Below are 16800 nucleotides of genomic sequence, written 5' to 3' on the forward strand. Positions count from 1 at the left end.
ACTCACTAAGCCGGGCAGTGCTGCCGGCCTCAGGCCGGAGTCGATCAGTCGGGCTCGTCGTTTGATTCGATGGGGTCACTGTCGCTGGAGTCGAACGCGTAGCGCACGTGCAGTTTGCCCTGCACCTCGCGGGTGTCGACCTCGTCGTACCAGAACAGGGATTCCATGCTGTCCACGGCGGCGACCATGCTGACGCGCGCGTCGTGCTTGCCGTGCAGGAGCACGCGGGTGTCGGTCTGGCCCTCGAGTGGGCCGTCCACGAATTCCACGATGTATTCGGTGTTGTCGCTCTGCGGAGTACTCATACCCCCAACCTACTGCGCTGCCTCCGGTTTCGGGCCTGCCGCGCTCTGCCCCGCCGTTGACTGACCCGACGTGGGCTGCCCCGACGTTGGCTGCCCCGTCGCTGCCCGGCCTGGAGTGGCCGTGAGCCTCACCGTCGCCCACTGCTCGGGGCGTTCCCGTTCGCGGTAAGACTCCCAGTCCTGCTGCCACTGGTCCCAGTGCGCCTCGAACACGCCGCCGTCGCGGTCGAGGGCGCGCTGTTTGCGGATGCCGTCGTCGGCATCCAGCCAGACCCGCACGTCGCTCAGTGCGGCATGCGCGTGAGCCAGGGCGCCACAGCCCTCCACGATCAATGGCCGGTCCGCGGCGACGGTGTGCCATTCGGCCGGTGACCCTGTGGCCCAGTCGTGCCGCTGCCAGGCGGCCGGGCCGCCGGCGCGGCGCGGCAGGAGGACCCGGGAGCCGATCTGGTCGATGGCGGCGTCGAGGCCTTCCCAGCCGGGGTAGATGTCGTCCAGGCGCACCAGGGTCGGGGCGACAGGGCCCGGCCAGGCCGCGACGACGGCATCCGCCAGGGTGCTCTTGCCGGCACCGCTCGGGCCGTCGATGAGGATCACGGCCCGGTCCCCCGCCGGATGCCGGCCGAGCGCGCGCACGGCCGCGAGCACCGGTGCCAGCAACTCGGGGCCGGCGTCAGGCGAGGACAAAACGCCACGTCCCCGCGAGAACGGCCGCCGTGATCGCGACGGCAGCGATGCCCAGGCCGAGGAGCACGACCAGGGCGTCCCGCACGCCGAACACCGAGGGCCTCGCCCAGGTGCGCGGCTCGTCGCTGCCGAAACCGCGCGCTTCCATCGCGGTGGCGAGCTTGCTGCCGCGGCGCACCGAGAGTACGAGCAAGGCGAAGGCCAGACCGCCGAAGCGACCCGCCCGGCCCCGGAGGCCGCCACCGTCGCCCACACCACGGGCCCGCCTGGCCAGGGCCAGCGAGTGCCAATCGTCGACGAACATGCCCACCAGGCGCAGCCCGGCGAGGGCCCCGAGCACGAATCGTGCGGGCAGGCGGAGCACCTGGGCCAGGCCGTCGGCCAGGTCGGTCGGGTCGGTTGTGGCGAGCAGCACGATCCCCGGGAGGCCGATGGCGAGAACCCGCAGGCCGATCGCCAGCCCCAGGGCCAGCGAGCCCTCGGTGATCGTCACGAAGCCGGCGCCCCAGAGCACGGCGCCGGAGTCCTGGCCGTAGAGCAGCGTGGTGAGCATGCCGAACGGTGCCGCGATCCAGACCGGTGCCGTGCGCAACCAGAACTGGCGGGCGCTGAGCCCGCACCAGGCCAGCAGCACTCCCTCGAGCAGCAGCGCGACCGCCGCCGACACCCAGTCGATGGAGAGCATCAGCGCGCAGCCGATCAGCAATGCCACCGCCAGTTTGGCCACCGGATTGACCCGGGCGATGGCGCTCGAGCGGATCTCGGGGGTCATCATGCTCATGAGGGCTGCTTCTGCGGAGGCCGCGTGGTACGGATGCTGCCGGCTGCCGGGCGCGCGGGATGCTGCCCCTCTCCGGCAGCCAGGACCAGCCGGGAATCCGCCAGTGCGCTCACGAAGTCGGCGTCGTGCGTGACGGCCACCACGGCGGTGCCGGTGTCGAGCAATTCGGCCAGCAGACGCACGAGCTCCGCCCAGGTACGCGAGTCCTGCCCGAAGGTGGGCTCGTCGAGCACCAGCAGCCGGGGCCGGGTGGCGAGCACCGTCGCGACCGAGAGCCGGCGTTTTTCGCCGCCGGAGAGGGTGAACGGGTTCGCGTCGGCCAGGTGCTCCAGCCGTAGCCGGTGCAGGAGTCCGTCGACGCGCTCGGCCTGCGCGGCCGCCGCCAGGCCCAGGGCGCGCGGACCCACCGCGAGTTCCTCGCGCACCGTGCCGGCCAGGAACTGGTGCTCCGGGTCCTGAAAGACGGTGCCTATGCGCTCGAGCAGGTCACGGGAGCGCCAGCGATGCGGCGCTGCCGCCAACCCGGCGGCCAGCTGGTCCTCCGCGCTGAGCCGCCCGCCCGCAGGGGTCAGCAGGCCGGCGAGGGTGAGCGCCAGGGTGGACTTGCCGGTGCCGTTGGGCCCGCTGATCGCGGTCGCCTCGCCGGCACGCACCTGCAGGTCGAGTCCGTCGGCCACCACCACGGCCTGCTTGCGGGCGAACGGCACCCGGCCGACGGCGAGACGTTCGGCCTCGAGCAGCAGTTCCCGGCCGGCTCCCCCGGCGGAGGGGACGCGGTGCGGTCGCGCCGGCGGGTAGCGCGGAATCCAGACGCCGGCGGCGGCGAGCCGTTCGCCTTCGGCACTGAGCACGCGCTCGGTCGGTCCGTCGGCGAGGATTCCGCCGGCCGGATCGAGCACGATGACCCGGTCGACGACGTGTTCCCACACGGCTACCCGGTGTTCGATCACGATCAGGGTGGCGCCGGAGGCCTGCACCGAGCGCAGCACGGCGTCCCGCACCTCTACGACACCGTCGGGGTCGAGGTTGGCGGTGGGTTCGTCGAGCAGCACCAGGCCGGGCCGCATGGCCAGCACCCCGGCCAGCGCCAACCGTTGCTTCTGACCGCCGCTGAGCGCGCTGGTCGGGTGCCGCAGCGGCAGGTCCAGGCCCACCGCGGCGAGGGCCTCGGTGACCCGCGGCCAGATCTCGGCGCGCGGAACCGCCAGGTTCTCGCAGCCGAACGCCACATCGTCGCCCACCCTGGCGAGCACCACCTGGGAGTCCGGGTCCTGCAGCACGAGGCCGACCCGTCCGCGTGCCCGGCTGGGCCGCTCGCCGTCGATGCGCAGGTCGCCGGTCTCGTCGCCGTCCTCGTCGTCACCGAGCACGCCGGCCAGGGCGTGCATCAGGGTGCTCTTGCCGGCCCCACTAGGTCCGAGCACCAGCACCCGCTCGCCGGGTTGAATATCGAGGTCCAGCCCGGACACGGCCGGCCGCGACCGGCCGGCGTGCCGCCAGCCCCAGCCGGCCGCCGTGACCCTGGCTCCGGTCATGGGCGTTCCTGGCCTGGCGACAGCCGGCATCCGCCGCGGATCACCGGGTGGGCTGCGGCACGGCGAGGTCGACCTGGCCGGTCTCGCGGCCGGCGGCGAAGCGCGCGAGCGCACCGGTGCGGGCGAGCCCACGCACGGCGAGCCAGGAGAGCAGGCCGGCCAGAACGATGCCGGAGACGACAGCTGAGACGAAGTAGACGGCCTTGTAGCCGAAGTCGAGCGCCGCGTAGCTGGTGAACGTGGTGTCGAGCAGGCCGACTGCCACGCCGGCGCCGGCGCCGGCCAGGAGGGCCACGCCGAGCCGCCAGTTGGCGTAGAGGAACAGGGCCAGCACGATCTCGGCGCCAAGGCCCTCCACGATTCCCCAGATCAGGGTGGAGAAGCCCCACTGGGTGCCGATGAGCATCGACACCACTGCGGCGATGACCTCGGTGTAGATGGCCGCGCCGGGCTTGCGGATGATGAGGCCACCGAGCACCCCGGCGAACAGCCAACCGCCGGCGAGGAGCCCCTCAAGGCCCGGTGTGAAGGCGAGCAGAGCGCTCAGCGGCGACCAGGCCAGGCCCCAGGCCCAGAAGATGACGCCGCTGGCGACGCCGATAACGCTGGCCACGACGATGTCGACGACCCGCCACTTCAGAACCCGCGGCTTGCGAGCTGTGGACGGGGTGAGGGTATTGATTGATGCGTGCACTGTTCGTGCCCTTTCCGTAGAGGAATACTGGGCACGGGATTGAGAAGCCTCCCTGCGCTGGCATGATCCAGATCAGGTTCGACGGTCGAAGCTGAAGTAGCTTCCTCTCAGCCCGGTTCACCGGACTCCCGTGTTGTTCGCTTCGAGTATAGAACATGGCCCGCGAACCGTGAGTTGAGCCCCGAAAACTCGCGCATTCTGGTGCTCTTCTCACGGCTCGCGAGCCGGTGAGCGCTAGCGCTTGACAGCGCGGATGATGCGGGCGATGGCCTTGCCGGCCACCCACACGAAGGGAATCCCCACGGCGAGCAGCGAAATCACGTTCGGCTCGAAGCGGGCTGCCCCACCAGACTTCACGTAAGCGCCGATCGGGATGGCCATGCCGCCGCCGCCACCGCCCGCCGCGCCCTCCGGGCCCTCGCCTTCGCCGCCACCGCCGAAGCCGTACTGCACCAGGGCCACCGGCACGATCGTGACACCCTCGATCTGCACGGGGTCACCGTAGGCGGACCTGACGCCGATGGACCGAGCATTTTCTGCGAGCTTCAAGGCGAGATTAGTCATGCAGAGAGGCTACTCCCCTTCCCCGCGCGGTGTCCCGAACGGGTGCACGTCGCGTTTCGGGGCGCTGCCGCCGCCCAGCTGCGAGGCAGGGCGCACGATCCCACGGCCGAATCGGGCCGTCACGGTGTCCACCGCCAGCTCGGCCTCGCGCCAATCGTCGTCGTCGTCCCAGAGGCCCATGCCGGCACCGTCCCCGGTGCCGAGCTGTTCCGCCCGCACCCCGATGAGCCGCACCCGGATGCCCCTGGCCGCCAATACATCGAAGCTCGCGGCGACCTCCTCATAGATGCGCCGACCCACATTGGTGGGTTCGGCGAGGGTGCGCGAGCGGGTGACGGTGCTGAAGTCGGCGTAGCGCAGCTTGAGCACCACGGTTCGGGCCACCAGGCCCTGGCCGCGCAGCTTGGCCGCCACCGCATCGGACTGGCGCAGGAGCTCACTGCGCAACCGCGCCACATCCGTCACATCGTGCTCGAAGGTGACCTCGTGCCCCACGCTTTTCTCCTCGCGTTCGAGGTTGATCCGGCGCGGGTCGATGCCCCAGGCCAGGTCGTGCAGCTTCTGGGCTCCGGCCACGCCGACGGCGCGCTCGAGGGTCTCCCTGGAGGCGTGCGCGATATCGCGCACCTGCCGCAGCCCCAGCGCCAGGAGCGCCTGCTCGGTGGTGGCGCCGACACCCCAGAGGGCGCCGACGGGCAGCGGATGCAGAAAACCGATCGTGCCCTCGGCGGGGATCACCAGCAGCCCGTCCGGCTTCGCCCGACCGGAGGCCAGCTTGGCCACGAACTTCGTCGAGGCCGCGCCGACGGAGCAGGTCAGGCCGGTCTCGGCGAAAACCCGGGCGCGGATCGCCTGCGCGATCTCAGCCGGCGAACCGTGCAGGCGCCGGGCGCCGGCCACGTCGAGGAAGGCTTCGTCGATGCTGAGCGGCTCGACCAGCGGGGTCATATCGGTGAAGATGCCCATCACCTGCCTGGACACCTCCGCGTAACGGCTCATGTGCGGCTCGAGCACGATGGCGGCCGGGCACCGGCGCAGCGCGATGGACATCGGCATGGCGGAATTGACACCGTATTTGCGGGCGACATAGTTGGCCGCGGTGACCACCGAACGCCCGGAGCGGTGGCCGACGATCACGGGCAGGTGCACAAGTTCGGGGTGGTCGAGCAACTCGACAGAAGCGAAGAACGCGTCCATGTCGATGTGCAGCATGGTGGCGGTGCTGTCGTCGACATCGCTGCCGGTGGTCTGCCGCTCGCTGCCATCCTGCTTGCTCATGCAGCTCCTTGCCCTTCCGCCGCCGTGGTCGCGCTCAATTCGAATCTACCTTCGAGAGTACAGGCTCGACGGGGCGCCGCACGGGCACGGCTTTACCCACGCGGGTCAGTCGGCCGGGATCAGAAGCCGAAGTCTCCCCCGAAGTCGCTGCCACCACCGAAGTCTCCGAAGCCACCCGAGTCGCCGCCGAAATCGGAGCCGGAATCGCCCGAGGAGGAACCAGAGTCGGCGGAGTCGGCGGCACCGGAGTCGGCGGAGTCGCTGCCGGCATCGGCGGACGCATCCGCCTCGCTCCCGGCGTCGGGGAGGAACGTGCTCACGATCGCCGAACCGACTACATAGCCGGCGACGGTGCCCAGCAGCGAGGCGCCGAGCATGCTTCCGAAGCCCGGACCCTGCCGGCCGCCGGCCTGGTCGCCGCCGAACGCGCGGTCCAGGGTGCCGGGCTGGCGCAGCTCGGCGCGGGTCGCGGCCTTCGCGAGGGTCGCCGGTTCGGCGTCGGCCGGACGCTCGCCCTCCATCGCGTTCTCGGTCAGCTGCTGGAAGAGCAGGTCGCGCTGTTGGTCGGTGAGCTTGCTGAACGCTTCGGTGTGCACCTGCTCGATGGTTTCCGGCGGCGCCGTGCGCAGCAGGTACCGGTAGCGTTCCACGGCGATCTCGTCCGCGGAGCGCTGCGGCGCGGCCGCTCGTCGCGGCTGTTCCGGCTGCTCGGGGCGGCCCAGGAGGCGGTCGAGGAATCCCATGTGCGTTCTCCTTCGGTGTGGGGTTCCAGCCTAGGCTGAGGCTGCCTGCGCCGACAGGACCGCGGCCAGCGACTCCAGCGCATTCACAGGGTCGTCGCCGGCCGGGATCAGCACGACGCTGGTGGCGCCCGCCGCGTGCAGCTCGTCGATGCGCCTCCGGGCGGATGCCGCGGTGCCGACCACGGCGAGCTGATCGACCCAGGCGTCGGGCAGGTCACGCGCGAAATCGGCCCGGCTCGTGCTGGTCGCCCGCAGCGCGGCGAACTCCGCCGCGAACGGCAGCACCCGGATGTGCGGGGCCCAGTCCGGGTCGCCGATCCACTCGAGCGCCGGCCGGGCCGCAGCCCTGGCCGCGGCCGGGTCGGCGTTCACCGCGGCGACGTTGTAGACCACCACGTGTCGGGTCCCGAGGGCCGGCCGCAGTCCGGGGAAGCCGCGCGTGGCCTCGGTGGAGGCGGGACCGGCGTCGAGGGCGCCGATGGCCTCGGCCAGGTACTCGGGGGTGACCGGCTCGGCCAGCACCACGCCGTCCGCGGCAGCGCCGGCCAGGGCCAGGGACTTGGGGCCGCGCACACCGGCCAGGATCGGCGGCGCAGTGGCCGGCGCGCCGGCAAGGCTCACCGCATCGGCGCTCGTGTACCGGCCGCTGACGGTGGCGGTGGCGCCGTGTAGCAGGCCGCGCATGAGGTCGAGGCTCTCGGCGAGCATGGTCAGGGGGCTGGCCGGCCAGATCCCGCCCTGCCGCATCCAGCCGGGCATACCGTGGCCGACGCCCACCTGCAGCCGGCCGGGGAACAGCTCGGCCAGGGTCGCCACCTCGAGCGTCGCGAAGACCGGGTTGCGGGCGGCAGCGGGCAGAATGCCGATGCCCACCCGGATGGTGCTGGTGGCGCCGAGAACCACGGCCGCCTGGGCGATTCCACCGCGAAAGAAGCAGTCTTCCACCACCCAGATCTCGTCGAAGCCCAGCTCCTCGGCGCGGCGCGCGTAGGGCACGAACTGCTCGGCGGGCAGGTCGCGGGGCAGCATGACGGCGATGGCGGGTGACGGGGCAGGTGGCAGAACAGGTGACACAGGCATCCTCTTTCGGTGCGGCCGCCGGCGTGGGGCGGTGGAATTCCCCTTCGAACCTATCGCCAGCGCCGCCGGCCCACCCGAAATATTTTGCACGGAATTGAGACGTTTCCCGGAGTGCCGGACATATAGAGACAAGGGGACAAATGATTCGGGGGAATTATGACGCTATACAGGTCGACGTTGCACAGTTCGACGCGGGGGCCGCACCAGTGACCGACGTGGCCGAGAGGCTGGCCCGCAAGGGCGAGAAGGGCGAACCGGCCAGGCAGATGCGACTCGCGCTTGCCCACATCGGGGTGTGGTCCAGCGCGAAGTTCGCGTTCCTGCTCTCGGTCTGCCTGAACACGGTGACGGTCGTGCTGATCTTCCTCATCGTGCAGGTCCTCACCGACACCGAGGTGTTCTCCAGCGTCACCGGGGTCTACCAGGACCTCACCAACAGGTCGGTCGACCTGGGCAAGCTGCTGGACGCCAACACCGTGTGGGCCTTCGCCGCCACCGTCGTCGCGCTCAACACCGTGTTGATCACGGCGCTCGGGGCCGGCTATGCGCTGCTGTACAACTTCAGTGTGCGGGTCACCGGCGGCGTCCTGCTCGGTTTCAGCAGCAGCTGACCGGAATGCGTGGCGGCCCGATTTCGTTGCACCCATCACCAGCCGAACGCCTTCGGGCGGATGCCGCGTGAACCCCAACGAATTGAGCCCACTGTGACTACGAACACGACTGCTAACACGACTGCGACATCCGACACGTCCACGACCGCGAAATCTGCGACCACGGAGTTCGACTGGTTTGCGCTGCAGGAGCAGGCTCACCGTGAATTCGGCGCGCGCGTTGCCCAGGTCGACGATTGGACCGCCGCCACCCCGGACAAGGAATGGACCGTGGGAGATCTGGTGCGGCACGTGGTGCAGGAACAACAGTGGATCCCGCCGCTGCTCGCCGGTCTCAGCATCGAGCAGGCCAAGCGCCGCGTCGAACCGTTGGGCGACGATCTGGCCGCCGAGTGGGCCACGCACTCGGCGCGTGCAACGGCCGCTTGGCAGGCTGCCCCGGCGGATGCCGCCGTGCAGCTCTCCTACGACACCGTCACGGTGCTCGACTACCTGCGCGAGCAGGTGTCGGACGTCACGATCCACTCTTGGGACCTCGCCCGCGCCACGGCGGCCGACGAAGAGCTCGACGATCTGCTGATCGAGGCCGTCTGGACGGTCTTCGAACCGCAGCGTGACGCCCTGGAGGCCAGCGGCCTGTTCGACTCACCGGTGCCGATGCCGGAGGACGCGCCGCTGCAGTCCCGCCTGCTCGCCCTCACCGGCCGCGACGACCGCCGCTAAGCCGCCAGCCGGGTCCGCCGCATCCGCCAACTGTTGCCCATCCGGACAAATGCGCCCGGTACGCCGGGACCATTTGTCCGCACCGGGCGCAGTTGCAGCGGATGGGACCGGATGCGGCGGGGCTAGCCGACGCTGGTGCCGAAGAGCAGTCCGAGCAGGTAGGTGACGCCGGCGGCGGACAGACCGATCGCCAGCTGCCGGAGCGCCCGCTTGAGCGGCGGCCCGCCGGAGAGCAGCCCCACGACGGCGCCGGTCGCCAGCAGCGCCAGGCCCACCAGCACAGCCGCCACGACGATGGCCGCGATGCCCTGCATGCCGAACAGGTACGGCAGCACCGGGAGCAGCGCACCGGAGGCGAAGAAGCAGAAGCTCGACACCGCGGCCCCCATCCCCGTCCCGATGGCTTCGTGTTCGTCGATTTCGGGTTCGGCGGGTGCGCTCAGCCGGCTCAGGTCGAGTGCGTCTGTGGCGATCGCCACGGTGCGGAGCACCTCTCTGGCGTGCACCTCGGCATCGGCCTCCGACATACCCTGCGCCCGGTAGACCAGGGTGAGTTCGTTGGCGGCCTCGTCCAGGTGCGAGAGCACGCTGCGGGTGGCCGGGTTCGGGCTGGACGCCTCGAGCAGTTCGCGTTGGGAGCGCACGGAGACGTACTCCCCCGCCCCCATCGACAACGCCCCGGCCAGCAGGCCGGCGATGCCGGTGAAGAGGATAGTCGCGGCGGGAACACCGGTCGCGCCGATGCCGAGAACCAGGGCCAGGTTGCTCACCAGACCGTCGTTCACGCCGAAGACGGCAGCCCTGAACGTGCCGGACAGGCGTTGGCGGCCGCGGGCGGCCAGGCCGCGCACGACCTCCTCGTGGATGCGTTCGTCTGCGGCCATCGCGCTCGTCGCGTCGGCGTCGCCGTCGTACGGTGACCGGGCCTCGGCCCGTTGGGCCAGGGCGAGCACGAACACCGAACCGAACCGGCGGGCCAGCAGCCCCAGCAGCCGGGTGCGGAGGGCACCCTTCTTGGGCTGACCTGCCCGGTCGCCGAGCAGCGCCCGCCAGTGTGCCTCGTGCCGCCCTTCGGCTTCGGCCAGGGCGAGCAGGATCTCCCGTTCCTCGCCGCTGCGCCGGCCGGCGAGGTCGCGGTACACGGCCGCCTCGGCCTGTTCGTCGGCTAGGTACTGCCGCCACCGACGGATGTCGGCTTCACGCGGCGTTTTCCGGTCGGTCACGGCGATCACGACTCCGGCGCAGCCTCGAGGGAGCGCTGCGACACCCGGGCGGACTCGTGCGGGCCACTGCCGTCGAGGCCGTAGAACGGTTCCTCGAAGTGCACGACCCAGATTGCCTCCCGGCCGACGACGGGCGCGTACAGGGCGGACCCGACGAGCTCGCCGGGCGCGGTGATGACCCCGATCGGGTCGTCGACCATCGAGTCCGGGTAGCGGCTGCGGTCCAGCCTCACCACCACCTGCATGCCAACGCCGAACGCGGCGTCCGCCCCCGATGCTGCGGGGGCGGTCGCCGGACGACGCTTCCAGAGGGCCATTACTCGGCCGGCTCCGCCTGCGCGGACCCTGCCCGTTCGAGCACCAGTTCGCGCACCCGGGCGGCATCCGCCTGGCCGCGCATGGCCTTCATGACCGCGCCGATGACGGCGCCGGCGGCCTGAACCTTGCCGTCGCGGATCTTGGCGAGCACGTCGGGCTGGGAGGCGAGAGCCTCGTCGATGGCCGCGATGAGCGCACCGTCGTCGCTGACGACGGCGAGCCCGCGGCTGGCGACGACCTCGGTGGGCGTGCCCTCGCCGGCGATGACGCCTTCGAGCACCTGGCGGGCCAGGCGGTCGGTGAGCGTGCCGGCCGTGACCAGCTCGATCAGCGCGGCCACCTGGGCCGGCGTCACGAGGCTCTCGGCGGAGACGCCCGCCGCGTTGGCCAGCCGGGCGATCTCGCCGGTCCACCATTTCCGGGCGGCCTGGGCGGGAGCGCCGGCGGCGATCGTGGCCTCCAGAACGTCGAGCAGGTCGGAGTTGACGACGTCCTGGAACTCGAGGTTCACGAAGCCCCAGTCGGCCTGCAGGCGCTTGCGGCGGGCGGCGGGCGGCTCGGGCAGCGTGGCGCGCAGCTCTTCGACCCAGGCGCGCGACGGGGCGACGGGCACCAGGTCGGGCTCGGGGAAGTAGCGATAGTCATCCGCGTCGCTCTTGGGCCGGCCCGCTGAGGTGACGCCGGTGTCTTCGTGCCAGTGCCGGGTCTCCTGCGTGATGGTGCCGCCGGCGGTGAGCAGCGCCGCCTGGCGCTGGATCTCGTAGCGCACGGCTCGTTCGACACTGCGCAGCGAGTTGACATTCTTGGTCTCGGTGCGGGTGCCGAGGATGTTCGAGCCACGCGGGCGGAGTGACACGTTCGCGTCGCAGCGCACGTTGCCCTCTTCCATCCTGGCGTTGGAGACGCCGAGTGCCTTGACGATCTCGCGGATGGCGGCGACGTAGGTCTTGCCGATCTCCGGGGCGTCGGCCTCTGCACCCTCGATCATCTGGGTGACGATCTCCACCAGCGGCACGCCGCCGCGGTTGTAGTCCACCAGCGAGTAGTCGGCGCCCTGGATGCGTCCGGCCGCGCCGCCCATGTGGGTGAGCTTGCCGGCGTCGTCCTCCATGTGCGCGCGCTCGATGTCGACGGTGACCTGGCGGCCGCTCTCCAGCTCAATGGTGAGCTGGCCGTTGAACGCGATCGGCTCGTCGTACTGCGAGGTCTGGAAGTTCTTCGCGGTGTCGGGGTAGAAGTAGTTCTTGCGCGCGAACCGGCTGGTCTCGGCGATCTCGCAGCCGAGCGCCAGGCCCAGACGGATCGAGGACTCGATCGCCTGGCGGTTCACCTGCGGCAGACCGCCGGGCAGGCCCAGGCAGGTGGGGCAGGTGTTGGTGTTGGCGCCGGAGCCGAACTCGTTGGCGCAGCCGCAGAACATCTTGGTCTTGGTGTTGAGTTCGACGTGTACCTCGAAGCCGAGCACCGGCTCGAACAGTTCGAGGGCCTTGTCGTAGTCCATCAATTCGGCCTTAGCCATCAGACGGCTCCCCCTTCGGTTGCGAACATTTCGATGTTGGCCAGCGCGGGCGCCTGGCTGAGCAGGGTGTGCCCCCAGTGTGCCTCGAGCAGCTGCTCGACGGCGGCGCCGAACGTGTACAGGCGGGCATCCGCGCGGGCGGGCGCCATCACCTGCAGGCCGACGGGCAGGCCGTCTTCGGGGGCCAGGCCCATCGGCAGGCTCATGCCGGGGATACCGGCGAGGTTGGCCGGGATGGTGGTGATGTCGTTGAGGTACATCGCCATCGGGTCGGCCAGCTTCTCGCCCAGTTTGAACGCTGTGGTGGGCGCGGTGGGCGACACGAGCAGGTCGACCTGGTCGAACGCGGCGGCGAAGTCGCGCTGGATGAGGGTGCGCACCTTCTGGGCGCTGCCGTAGTAGGCGTCGTAGTAGCCGGCGCTGAGCGCGTAGGTGCCCAGGATGATGCGGCGCTTGACCTCGTCGCCGAAACCGGCGTCGCGAGTGGCGGCCATGACGCGCTCGCTGGTGAGCGGGCCGTCTTCGGGGTTGACGCGGATGCCGAAACGCACCGAGTCGAAGCGGGCCAGGTTGCTGGACGCCTCGGCGGGCAGGATCAGGTAGTAGGCGGAAACCGCGTACTCGAAGTTCGGGGCGCTCACCTCGCTGACGATCGCGCCGGCCGCGGTGAGCAGGGCCAGGGTTTCCTCGAAGCGCTGCTTGACGCCGGCCTGGAAGCCGGCCCCGTTGAGTTCCTTGATCACGCCGACGCGCACGCCCTTGAGGGCACCGTCCTTCAGGCCGGCCTGGGCCGCGGCGGTCATCGACGGCCAGGCATCCGTGAGCGAGGTGGAGTCGAGCGGGTCGTGCCCGCCGATCACGTCGTGCAGCAGTGCGGCGTCGAGCACCGTGCGGGTCACCGGGCCGACCTGGTCGAGCGAGGAGGCCAGCGCGATCGCGCCGTAGCGGGAGACGCCGCCGTAGGTGGGCTTGACGCCGACCGAGCCGGTCACGGCGGCGGGCTGGCGGATGGATCCGCCGGTGTCGCTGCCGAGCGCGAGGGGCGCCTCGAACGCGGCGACGGCGGCCGCAGATCCTCCGCCGGAGCCGCCGGGGATGCGGTCGAGGTCCCACGGGTTGTGGGTGGGGCCGTACGCGGAGTGTTCGGTGGAGGAGCCCATCGCGAACTCGTCCATGTTGGTCTTGCCGAGCAGGATCAGGTCGGCGTCGCGGATGCGCTTGACGACGGTGGCGTCGTACGGCGGGATCCAGCCCTCGAGGATCTTCGATCCGGCGGTGGAGGGCATGTCGATGGTGGCGAGCACGTCCTTGATGGCGATGGGCACGCCGGCCAGCGGGCCGAGCTTCTCGCCGGCGGCGCGGCGGGCATCCACCCGGGCGGCGGTGGCCAGGGCGGCATCGCGGGCCACGTGCAGGAACGCGTGCACGTCGGGTTCGACGGCGTCGATGTGGTCGAGGTGCGCACGGGTGACGTCGACGGAGCTGACCGACCCGTCGGCGAGCAGGCCGGCCAGGGTGGCGGCGGACTGGGTAATGAGATTGGTCACGGGTTACTCCTCGTCCAGGATGGCGGGCACGCGGAATTTGTCGCCGGCGCGATCGGGGGCGCCAGAGAGGGCCTGGTCGACGCTGAGCGAGGGCACGACAACGTCGTCGCGGAACACATTCGTCAGCGGCATCGGGTGGCTGGTTGCCGGAACGTCGGGCGTCGCGACCTCGGCGACCTTGGCGACAGAGTCGACGATCTGGCCGAGTTCGATCGTGAGACGATCGATTTCGGCAGAGCTGAGGTCGATCCGGGCGAGGTTGGCCAGATGGGCAACCTGCTCGGCCGTGATTTCAGACATGAAACTCCCAAGAAAATCGAAGTGGAAGCTTCAAGTCTATTCAGTGTCGCCGGTGACCAGTTCCGCGTTGTCGGTGCCGATCAAGGCCATGTTGTGCAGCGACTCGCTGCCGGGCTTGAAATAGTCGTTGTGGCCGACGGATTCGGTGAGTGTTGCGCCGGTCACGGAGTCGATGCCGCCGTGCACCCCGAGCACCCTGGCGCCGTAGGACGACGCGCCGGGGTCGCTGCCGAAGAACGCCGAATTCACGGCTGGATCCCAGTCCGCCTTGCCGACGAACACGTTCTCGTCGGTGACCTTCAGCTTGGCGGCCGACTGGATGGCGCTGCCCGGGGATCCGACGACGACGAGGGCGTCGACCTCGACCGATCCCTGCGCCAGGGCGAGGAGCGAGACCGTCGAACCGTAAGAGTGCGCGAAGACCGAGACGAACGGCTGGTCGGCGCCGCGCGTGGCGCGCACGCCGGCCCAGGACGTCTCCAGGAACGCGGCGCCGGCCACGGCACGGTCGAGCCCGCCGACGGAGAACAGGTCTGGTGCTTCGTACCCGATCCAGGAGATCGTGGCGACGGTGGGCGCGGCCGCGGGCGTCGCGCTGGTCAAAGCCGAAGTCGTCAGTGCCGTGGCAGCCAGCCCGCGACCGGAGGAGGCGGTCGTGACCGTCGGGCCGGCCGGCGTCGTGTCCTCGGCCAACACGGCGACCTGTTCGCGGTAGAGGTCGTCTGCGACGTTGGTCCAGTTCACGATCTGGGGCTCGACCTGGTAGTTCATGCCGGGAACGAGGTAGCCGATGTAGTCGGCGGTGTCGGGGTTGCCGAGGGCGATGGCGGCCCGGCCGGACCCCGAGGTGTCCAACAGCACCAGGCTGCGCTTGGGACCGCCGTCGCTGGCGTGCAGCGCCGCGGCAACCTGGGTCAGCATGGCCGCCTGGCTGGTCAGCCGGGTGCGCTCGGTGGCCGAGAGGACGCCGTCGAGGGCGCGGGTCGCCTCGTCCAGGGATTCCCGCAGGTAGGTCTCGTTCGCCCGGCTGCGCTGGGCGAGGGGAACGCCGTCGAGGTTGCCGACGAGCCGCGGCGTCGCGGCCGTGAGTGACGCCCGCTGGGTCGCGTCGAGCATCGTCCACCAGGCGGAGACCACGGTGGCCTCCGGCGGTGCGGAGAGGACGGCGTCGATGTGGGTGGGAAACTCCGCGGCGAAGGCCGCGACATCGGCGAGGGGCAGCTGGGCCAGCCCGACGAGCAGATTGGCTCCGGTCATCGTGCCCATGGTGGCCAGGTCGATGTCGACGGAGGACGCGGTTTGCGTTTCCAGCTGGGCCCAGAGCGCTGAAGCGCCGCCGTCGCTCTGGCGGTCGGACACCCGCGCGGCAACCGTCTCCTGCAGGGTGACCCTTGACGTTTCGGGCATGGTCGTGGTCCCGCCCGCCCCCACCAGGGACAGCGAGAGCGTCGCTACAACAGCGGCCTCGAACAGCACGACGGGTCCCGTCCCCTCCCAAACGACGAATAGTTAGCCGACTCGACGCCTGTGGCAAGTCATGCAGACTCAGCCTAGCGACCCCCGGAGGCCCGGAATGCCCCTCCAACAGGGCTATCGGGGGTATTTGCACGTCTTTTCAGCCCCAATGTTTCGTTGACGTTTCCGGGGCCTGCCGATCGGCTGATTTGCGCGTCGCGGGCACTCCTGCACTCTCGGGCAGCACCCCCGGTGGCGCGCCGGCATTCGCCGCCTCAACTGTTCCCCGCGCGGACAATTGCGCCCGGTGCGCCGGCACCATTTGTCCGCTTCGGGCACAGTTGGGCGGCGCTCGTCTGGCGGCGGGCGGATGCGGCGGGCGGATGCGGCGGCGGATGGGTCAGGCGGCGGCGTACTCCGCGAGCAGGGCAGCCTCGTCGGTGTCGCTGATCCCCGCCCGACGGGGGCCCTGCGGCACCCTGAGCCGCTCCCAGTACAGTGTGTCGGCGAGGGTCTCGGCCAGGGGCCGGGTGACCAGGCCTGCGGCTCGGGCCGCGCTGCTGTCACGGGCGTTGAATCCGGCGAAGTCCGGCAGCGGCAGCCAGAGCGGCATGGAGCGGGGCCCTGACCACGGCTGCACGTCGTGCCCCTGCAGCCACTCGGCGTCTGCGCCCACGATCGGGCCGGAGTGCCCCGCCACCCCGCGGGCTACGGCGAGGTGCTCGGCGAGGGAGACGGTCTCCCCCGCGGCGTTGAACACCCCGGCGGTGCCGTCCTCCGCGGCGTCGACGATCCATTCGGCGAGGTCGCGCACGTCGAGCACCTGCGTCAACAGGCCGGGCACGTCGGGCACCAACACGCTGCAGTTGGCGCCGGCCGGCTGGTTGAACCGCAGCGGCCAATACCCGCTGCGGTCGGAGACGTCGCCAGGGCCACCGATCAGGCCCGGCCGGGCGATCAGCGCCCTGTCCGCGCCGAAACCGTCGACCACGCGCTGCTCGCAGGCCACTTTCGCCTCACCGTAGCTGTCCATGGACTCCATCACGTCGCCGTCGAGCGCCCGCAGCAGCTCACCGGTCTCGTCCTGACCGGGGGTCGCGGCGCCCGCGTAGACATTCCCCGACGACACGAAGGTGTACGAGGCGGCCCGCTCCCGCAACGCGGCCACGGCCGACGCCACCTGCCCGGGCTGCCGCGCCACATCCACCACCACGTCCCAGTCCTCGTCCGCCACGGCCGCATAGGCCCCGGCCTGGCTGCGGTCGCCCCGCTCGAACCGGATGCCGGCCGGCGCGTCCCCGGATTCGCCGCGCGCCAGGCAGGTGACCTTGTGGCCGTGGTGCATCGCCGCCGTGGCGATGGTGTTGCCGAGCCAGGCCGTTCCGCCGAGGATGAGGAATCGCATGTGGCCAGCTAACCCACCGGGGCGCGCGGCTG

Annotated in this window: 18 protein-coding genes and 1 riboswitch; of the genes, 2 read left to right on the plus strand and 16 right to left on the minus strand. The window is 70.8% G+C overall.

From position 1 onward, the window contains the following. Nucleotides 1–44: 44 nt before the first annotated feature. The 9 genes from BJQ94_RS10740 to BJQ94_RS10780 all read right to left on the minus strand — a co-directional run bounded on the left by BJQ94_RS10740 (nucleotide 45) and on the right by BJQ94_RS10780 (nucleotide 7661). Complete coding sequence (locus BJQ94_RS10740; protein ID WP_265400287.1) at nucleotides 45–305, minus strand: hypothetical protein; 261 nt, start codon at nucleotides 303–305, stop codon at nucleotides 45–47. A gap of 9 nt (nucleotides 306–314) precedes the next feature. Further along, on the minus strand, nucleotides 315–992 hold the full coding sequence (locus tag BJQ94_RS10745; RefSeq protein ID WP_265400286.1) for an ATP-binding protein: 678 nt from the start codon (nucleotides 990–992) through the stop codon (nucleotides 315–317). Further along, the gene (locus BJQ94_RS10750) at nucleotides 979–1773 is read right to left on the minus strand and encodes an energy-coupling factor transporter transmembrane component T (RefSeq protein WP_265400285.1); all 795 of its coding nucleotides are present in this window, start codon (nucleotides 1771–1773) and stop codon (nucleotides 979–981) included. The genes BJQ94_RS10745 and BJQ94_RS10750 overlap by 14 nt, the downstream gene beginning before the upstream one ends. Continuing rightward, on the minus strand, nucleotides 1770–3308 hold the full coding sequence (locus tag BJQ94_RS10755) for an ATP-binding cassette domain-containing protein (RefSeq protein WP_265400284.1): 1539 nt from the start codon (nucleotides 3306–3308) through the stop codon (nucleotides 1770–1772). Before BJQ94_RS10755 ends, BJQ94_RS10750 begins: the two co-directional genes overlap by 4 nt. Before the next feature lie 40 nt (nucleotides 3309–3348). Then, complete coding sequence (locus BJQ94_RS10760) at nucleotides 3349–4002, minus strand: ECF transporter S component (RefSeq protein WP_265400283.1); 654 nt, start codon at nucleotides 4000–4002, stop codon at nucleotides 3349–3351. A gap of 32 nt (nucleotides 4003–4034) precedes the next feature. Continuing rightward, nucleotides 4035–4144, minus strand: a riboswitch (TPP riboswitch). A gap of 92 nt (nucleotides 4145–4236) precedes the next feature. After that, nucleotides 4237–4566, minus strand: a complete 330-nt coding sequence (locus BJQ94_RS10765) for a hypothetical protein (protein ID WP_265400282.1) — start codon at nucleotides 4564–4566, stop codon at nucleotides 4237–4239. Between the two features lie 9 nt (nucleotides 4567–4575). Further along, a complete protein-coding gene (dinB, locus tag BJQ94_RS10770; RefSeq protein WP_265400281.1) occupies nucleotides 4576–5844 on the minus strand; it encodes a DNA polymerase IV in 1269 nt (422 codons plus the stop codon). Between the two features lie 119 nt (nucleotides 5845–5963). Next, the gene (locus BJQ94_RS10775; protein WP_265400280.1) at nucleotides 5964–6587 is read right to left on the minus strand and encodes a hypothetical protein; all 624 of its coding nucleotides are present in this window, start codon (nucleotides 6585–6587) and stop codon (nucleotides 5964–5966) included. A gap of 30 nt (nucleotides 6588–6617) precedes the next feature. Beyond that, on the minus strand, nucleotides 6618–7661 hold the full coding sequence (locus tag BJQ94_RS10780; protein WP_265400279.1) for an LLM class flavin-dependent oxidoreductase: 1044 nt from the start codon (nucleotides 7659–7661) through the stop codon (nucleotides 6618–6620). A gap of 146 nt (nucleotides 7662–7807) precedes the next feature. Here BJQ94_RS10780 and BJQ94_RS10785 point away from each other — a divergent pair, with 146 nt between their 5' ends. Together BJQ94_RS10785 and BJQ94_RS10790 are read left to right on the plus strand one after the other, a co-directional pair. Further along, nucleotides 7808–8278, plus strand: a complete 471-nt coding sequence (locus tag BJQ94_RS10785; protein ID WP_265400278.1) for a DUF3566 domain-containing protein — start codon at nucleotides 7808–7810, stop codon at nucleotides 8276–8278. A 93-nt stretch (nucleotides 8279–8371) separates the two neighbouring features. After that, nucleotides 8372–9001 carry a TIGR03086 family metal-binding protein gene (locus tag BJQ94_RS10790; protein ID WP_265400277.1) on the plus strand — a complete coding sequence of 210 codons (630 nt, stop codon included), beginning with the start codon at nucleotides 8372–8374 and terminating at the stop codon, nucleotides 8999–9001. A gap of 122 nt (nucleotides 9002–9123) precedes the next feature. Here BJQ94_RS10790 and BJQ94_RS10795 read toward each other — a convergent pair whose 3' ends face one another. The 7 genes from BJQ94_RS10795 to BJQ94_RS10825 all read right to left on the minus strand — a co-directional run bounded on the left by BJQ94_RS10795 (nucleotide 9124) and on the right by BJQ94_RS10825 (nucleotide 16768). Then, nucleotides 9124–10224 carry a VIT1/CCC1 transporter family protein gene (locus BJQ94_RS10795; RefSeq protein ID WP_265400276.1) on the minus strand — a complete coding sequence of 367 codons (1101 nt, stop codon included), beginning with the start codon at nucleotides 10222–10224 and terminating at the stop codon, nucleotides 9124–9126. Nucleotides 10225–10229: 5 nt separating this feature from the next. Beyond that, nucleotides 10230–10541 carry a hypothetical protein gene (locus tag BJQ94_RS10800; RefSeq protein ID WP_265400275.1) on the minus strand — a complete coding sequence of 104 codons (312 nt, stop codon included), beginning with the start codon at nucleotides 10539–10541 and terminating at the stop codon, nucleotides 10230–10232. Continuing rightward, nucleotides 10541–12061, minus strand: coding sequence for an Asp-tRNA(Asn)/Glu-tRNA(Gln) amidotransferase subunit GatB (gene gatB / locus BJQ94_RS10805; protein WP_265400274.1), 1521 nt, complete (start codon nucleotides 12059–12061; stop codon nucleotides 10541–10543). The genes BJQ94_RS10800 and gatB overlap by 1 nt, the downstream gene beginning before the upstream one ends. Beyond that, nucleotides 12061–13608, minus strand: coding sequence for an Asp-tRNA(Asn)/Glu-tRNA(Gln) amidotransferase subunit GatA (gene gatA, locus BJQ94_RS10810; protein WP_265400273.1), 1548 nt, complete (start codon nucleotides 13606–13608; stop codon nucleotides 12061–12063). Before gatA ends, gatB begins: the two co-directional genes overlap by 1 nt. 3 nt (nucleotides 13609–13611) lie before the next feature. Continuing rightward, the gene (gene gatC, locus BJQ94_RS10815) at nucleotides 13612–13908 is read right to left on the minus strand and encodes an Asp-tRNA(Asn)/Glu-tRNA(Gln) amidotransferase subunit GatC (protein ID WP_265400272.1); all 297 of its coding nucleotides are present in this window, start codon (nucleotides 13906–13908) and stop codon (nucleotides 13612–13614) included. A gap of 36 nt (nucleotides 13909–13944) precedes the next feature. After that, complete coding sequence (locus BJQ94_RS10820; RefSeq protein ID WP_265400271.1) at nucleotides 13945–15315, minus strand: alpha/beta hydrolase; 1371 nt, start codon at nucleotides 15313–15315, stop codon at nucleotides 13945–13947. A 448-nt stretch (nucleotides 15316–15763) separates the two neighbouring features. Beyond that, on the minus strand, nucleotides 15764–16768 hold the full coding sequence (locus BJQ94_RS10825) for an NAD-dependent epimerase/dehydratase family protein (protein WP_265400270.1): 1005 nt from the start codon (nucleotides 16766–16768) through the stop codon (nucleotides 15764–15766). Nucleotides 16769–16800 lie beyond the last annotated feature (32 nt).

The sequence above is a fragment of the Cryobacterium sp. SO2 genome (genome assembly GCF_026151165.2).
In the GTDB taxonomy this organism is placed as follows: Bacteria; Actinomycetota; Actinomycetes; order Actinomycetales; family Microbacteriaceae; genus Cryobacterium.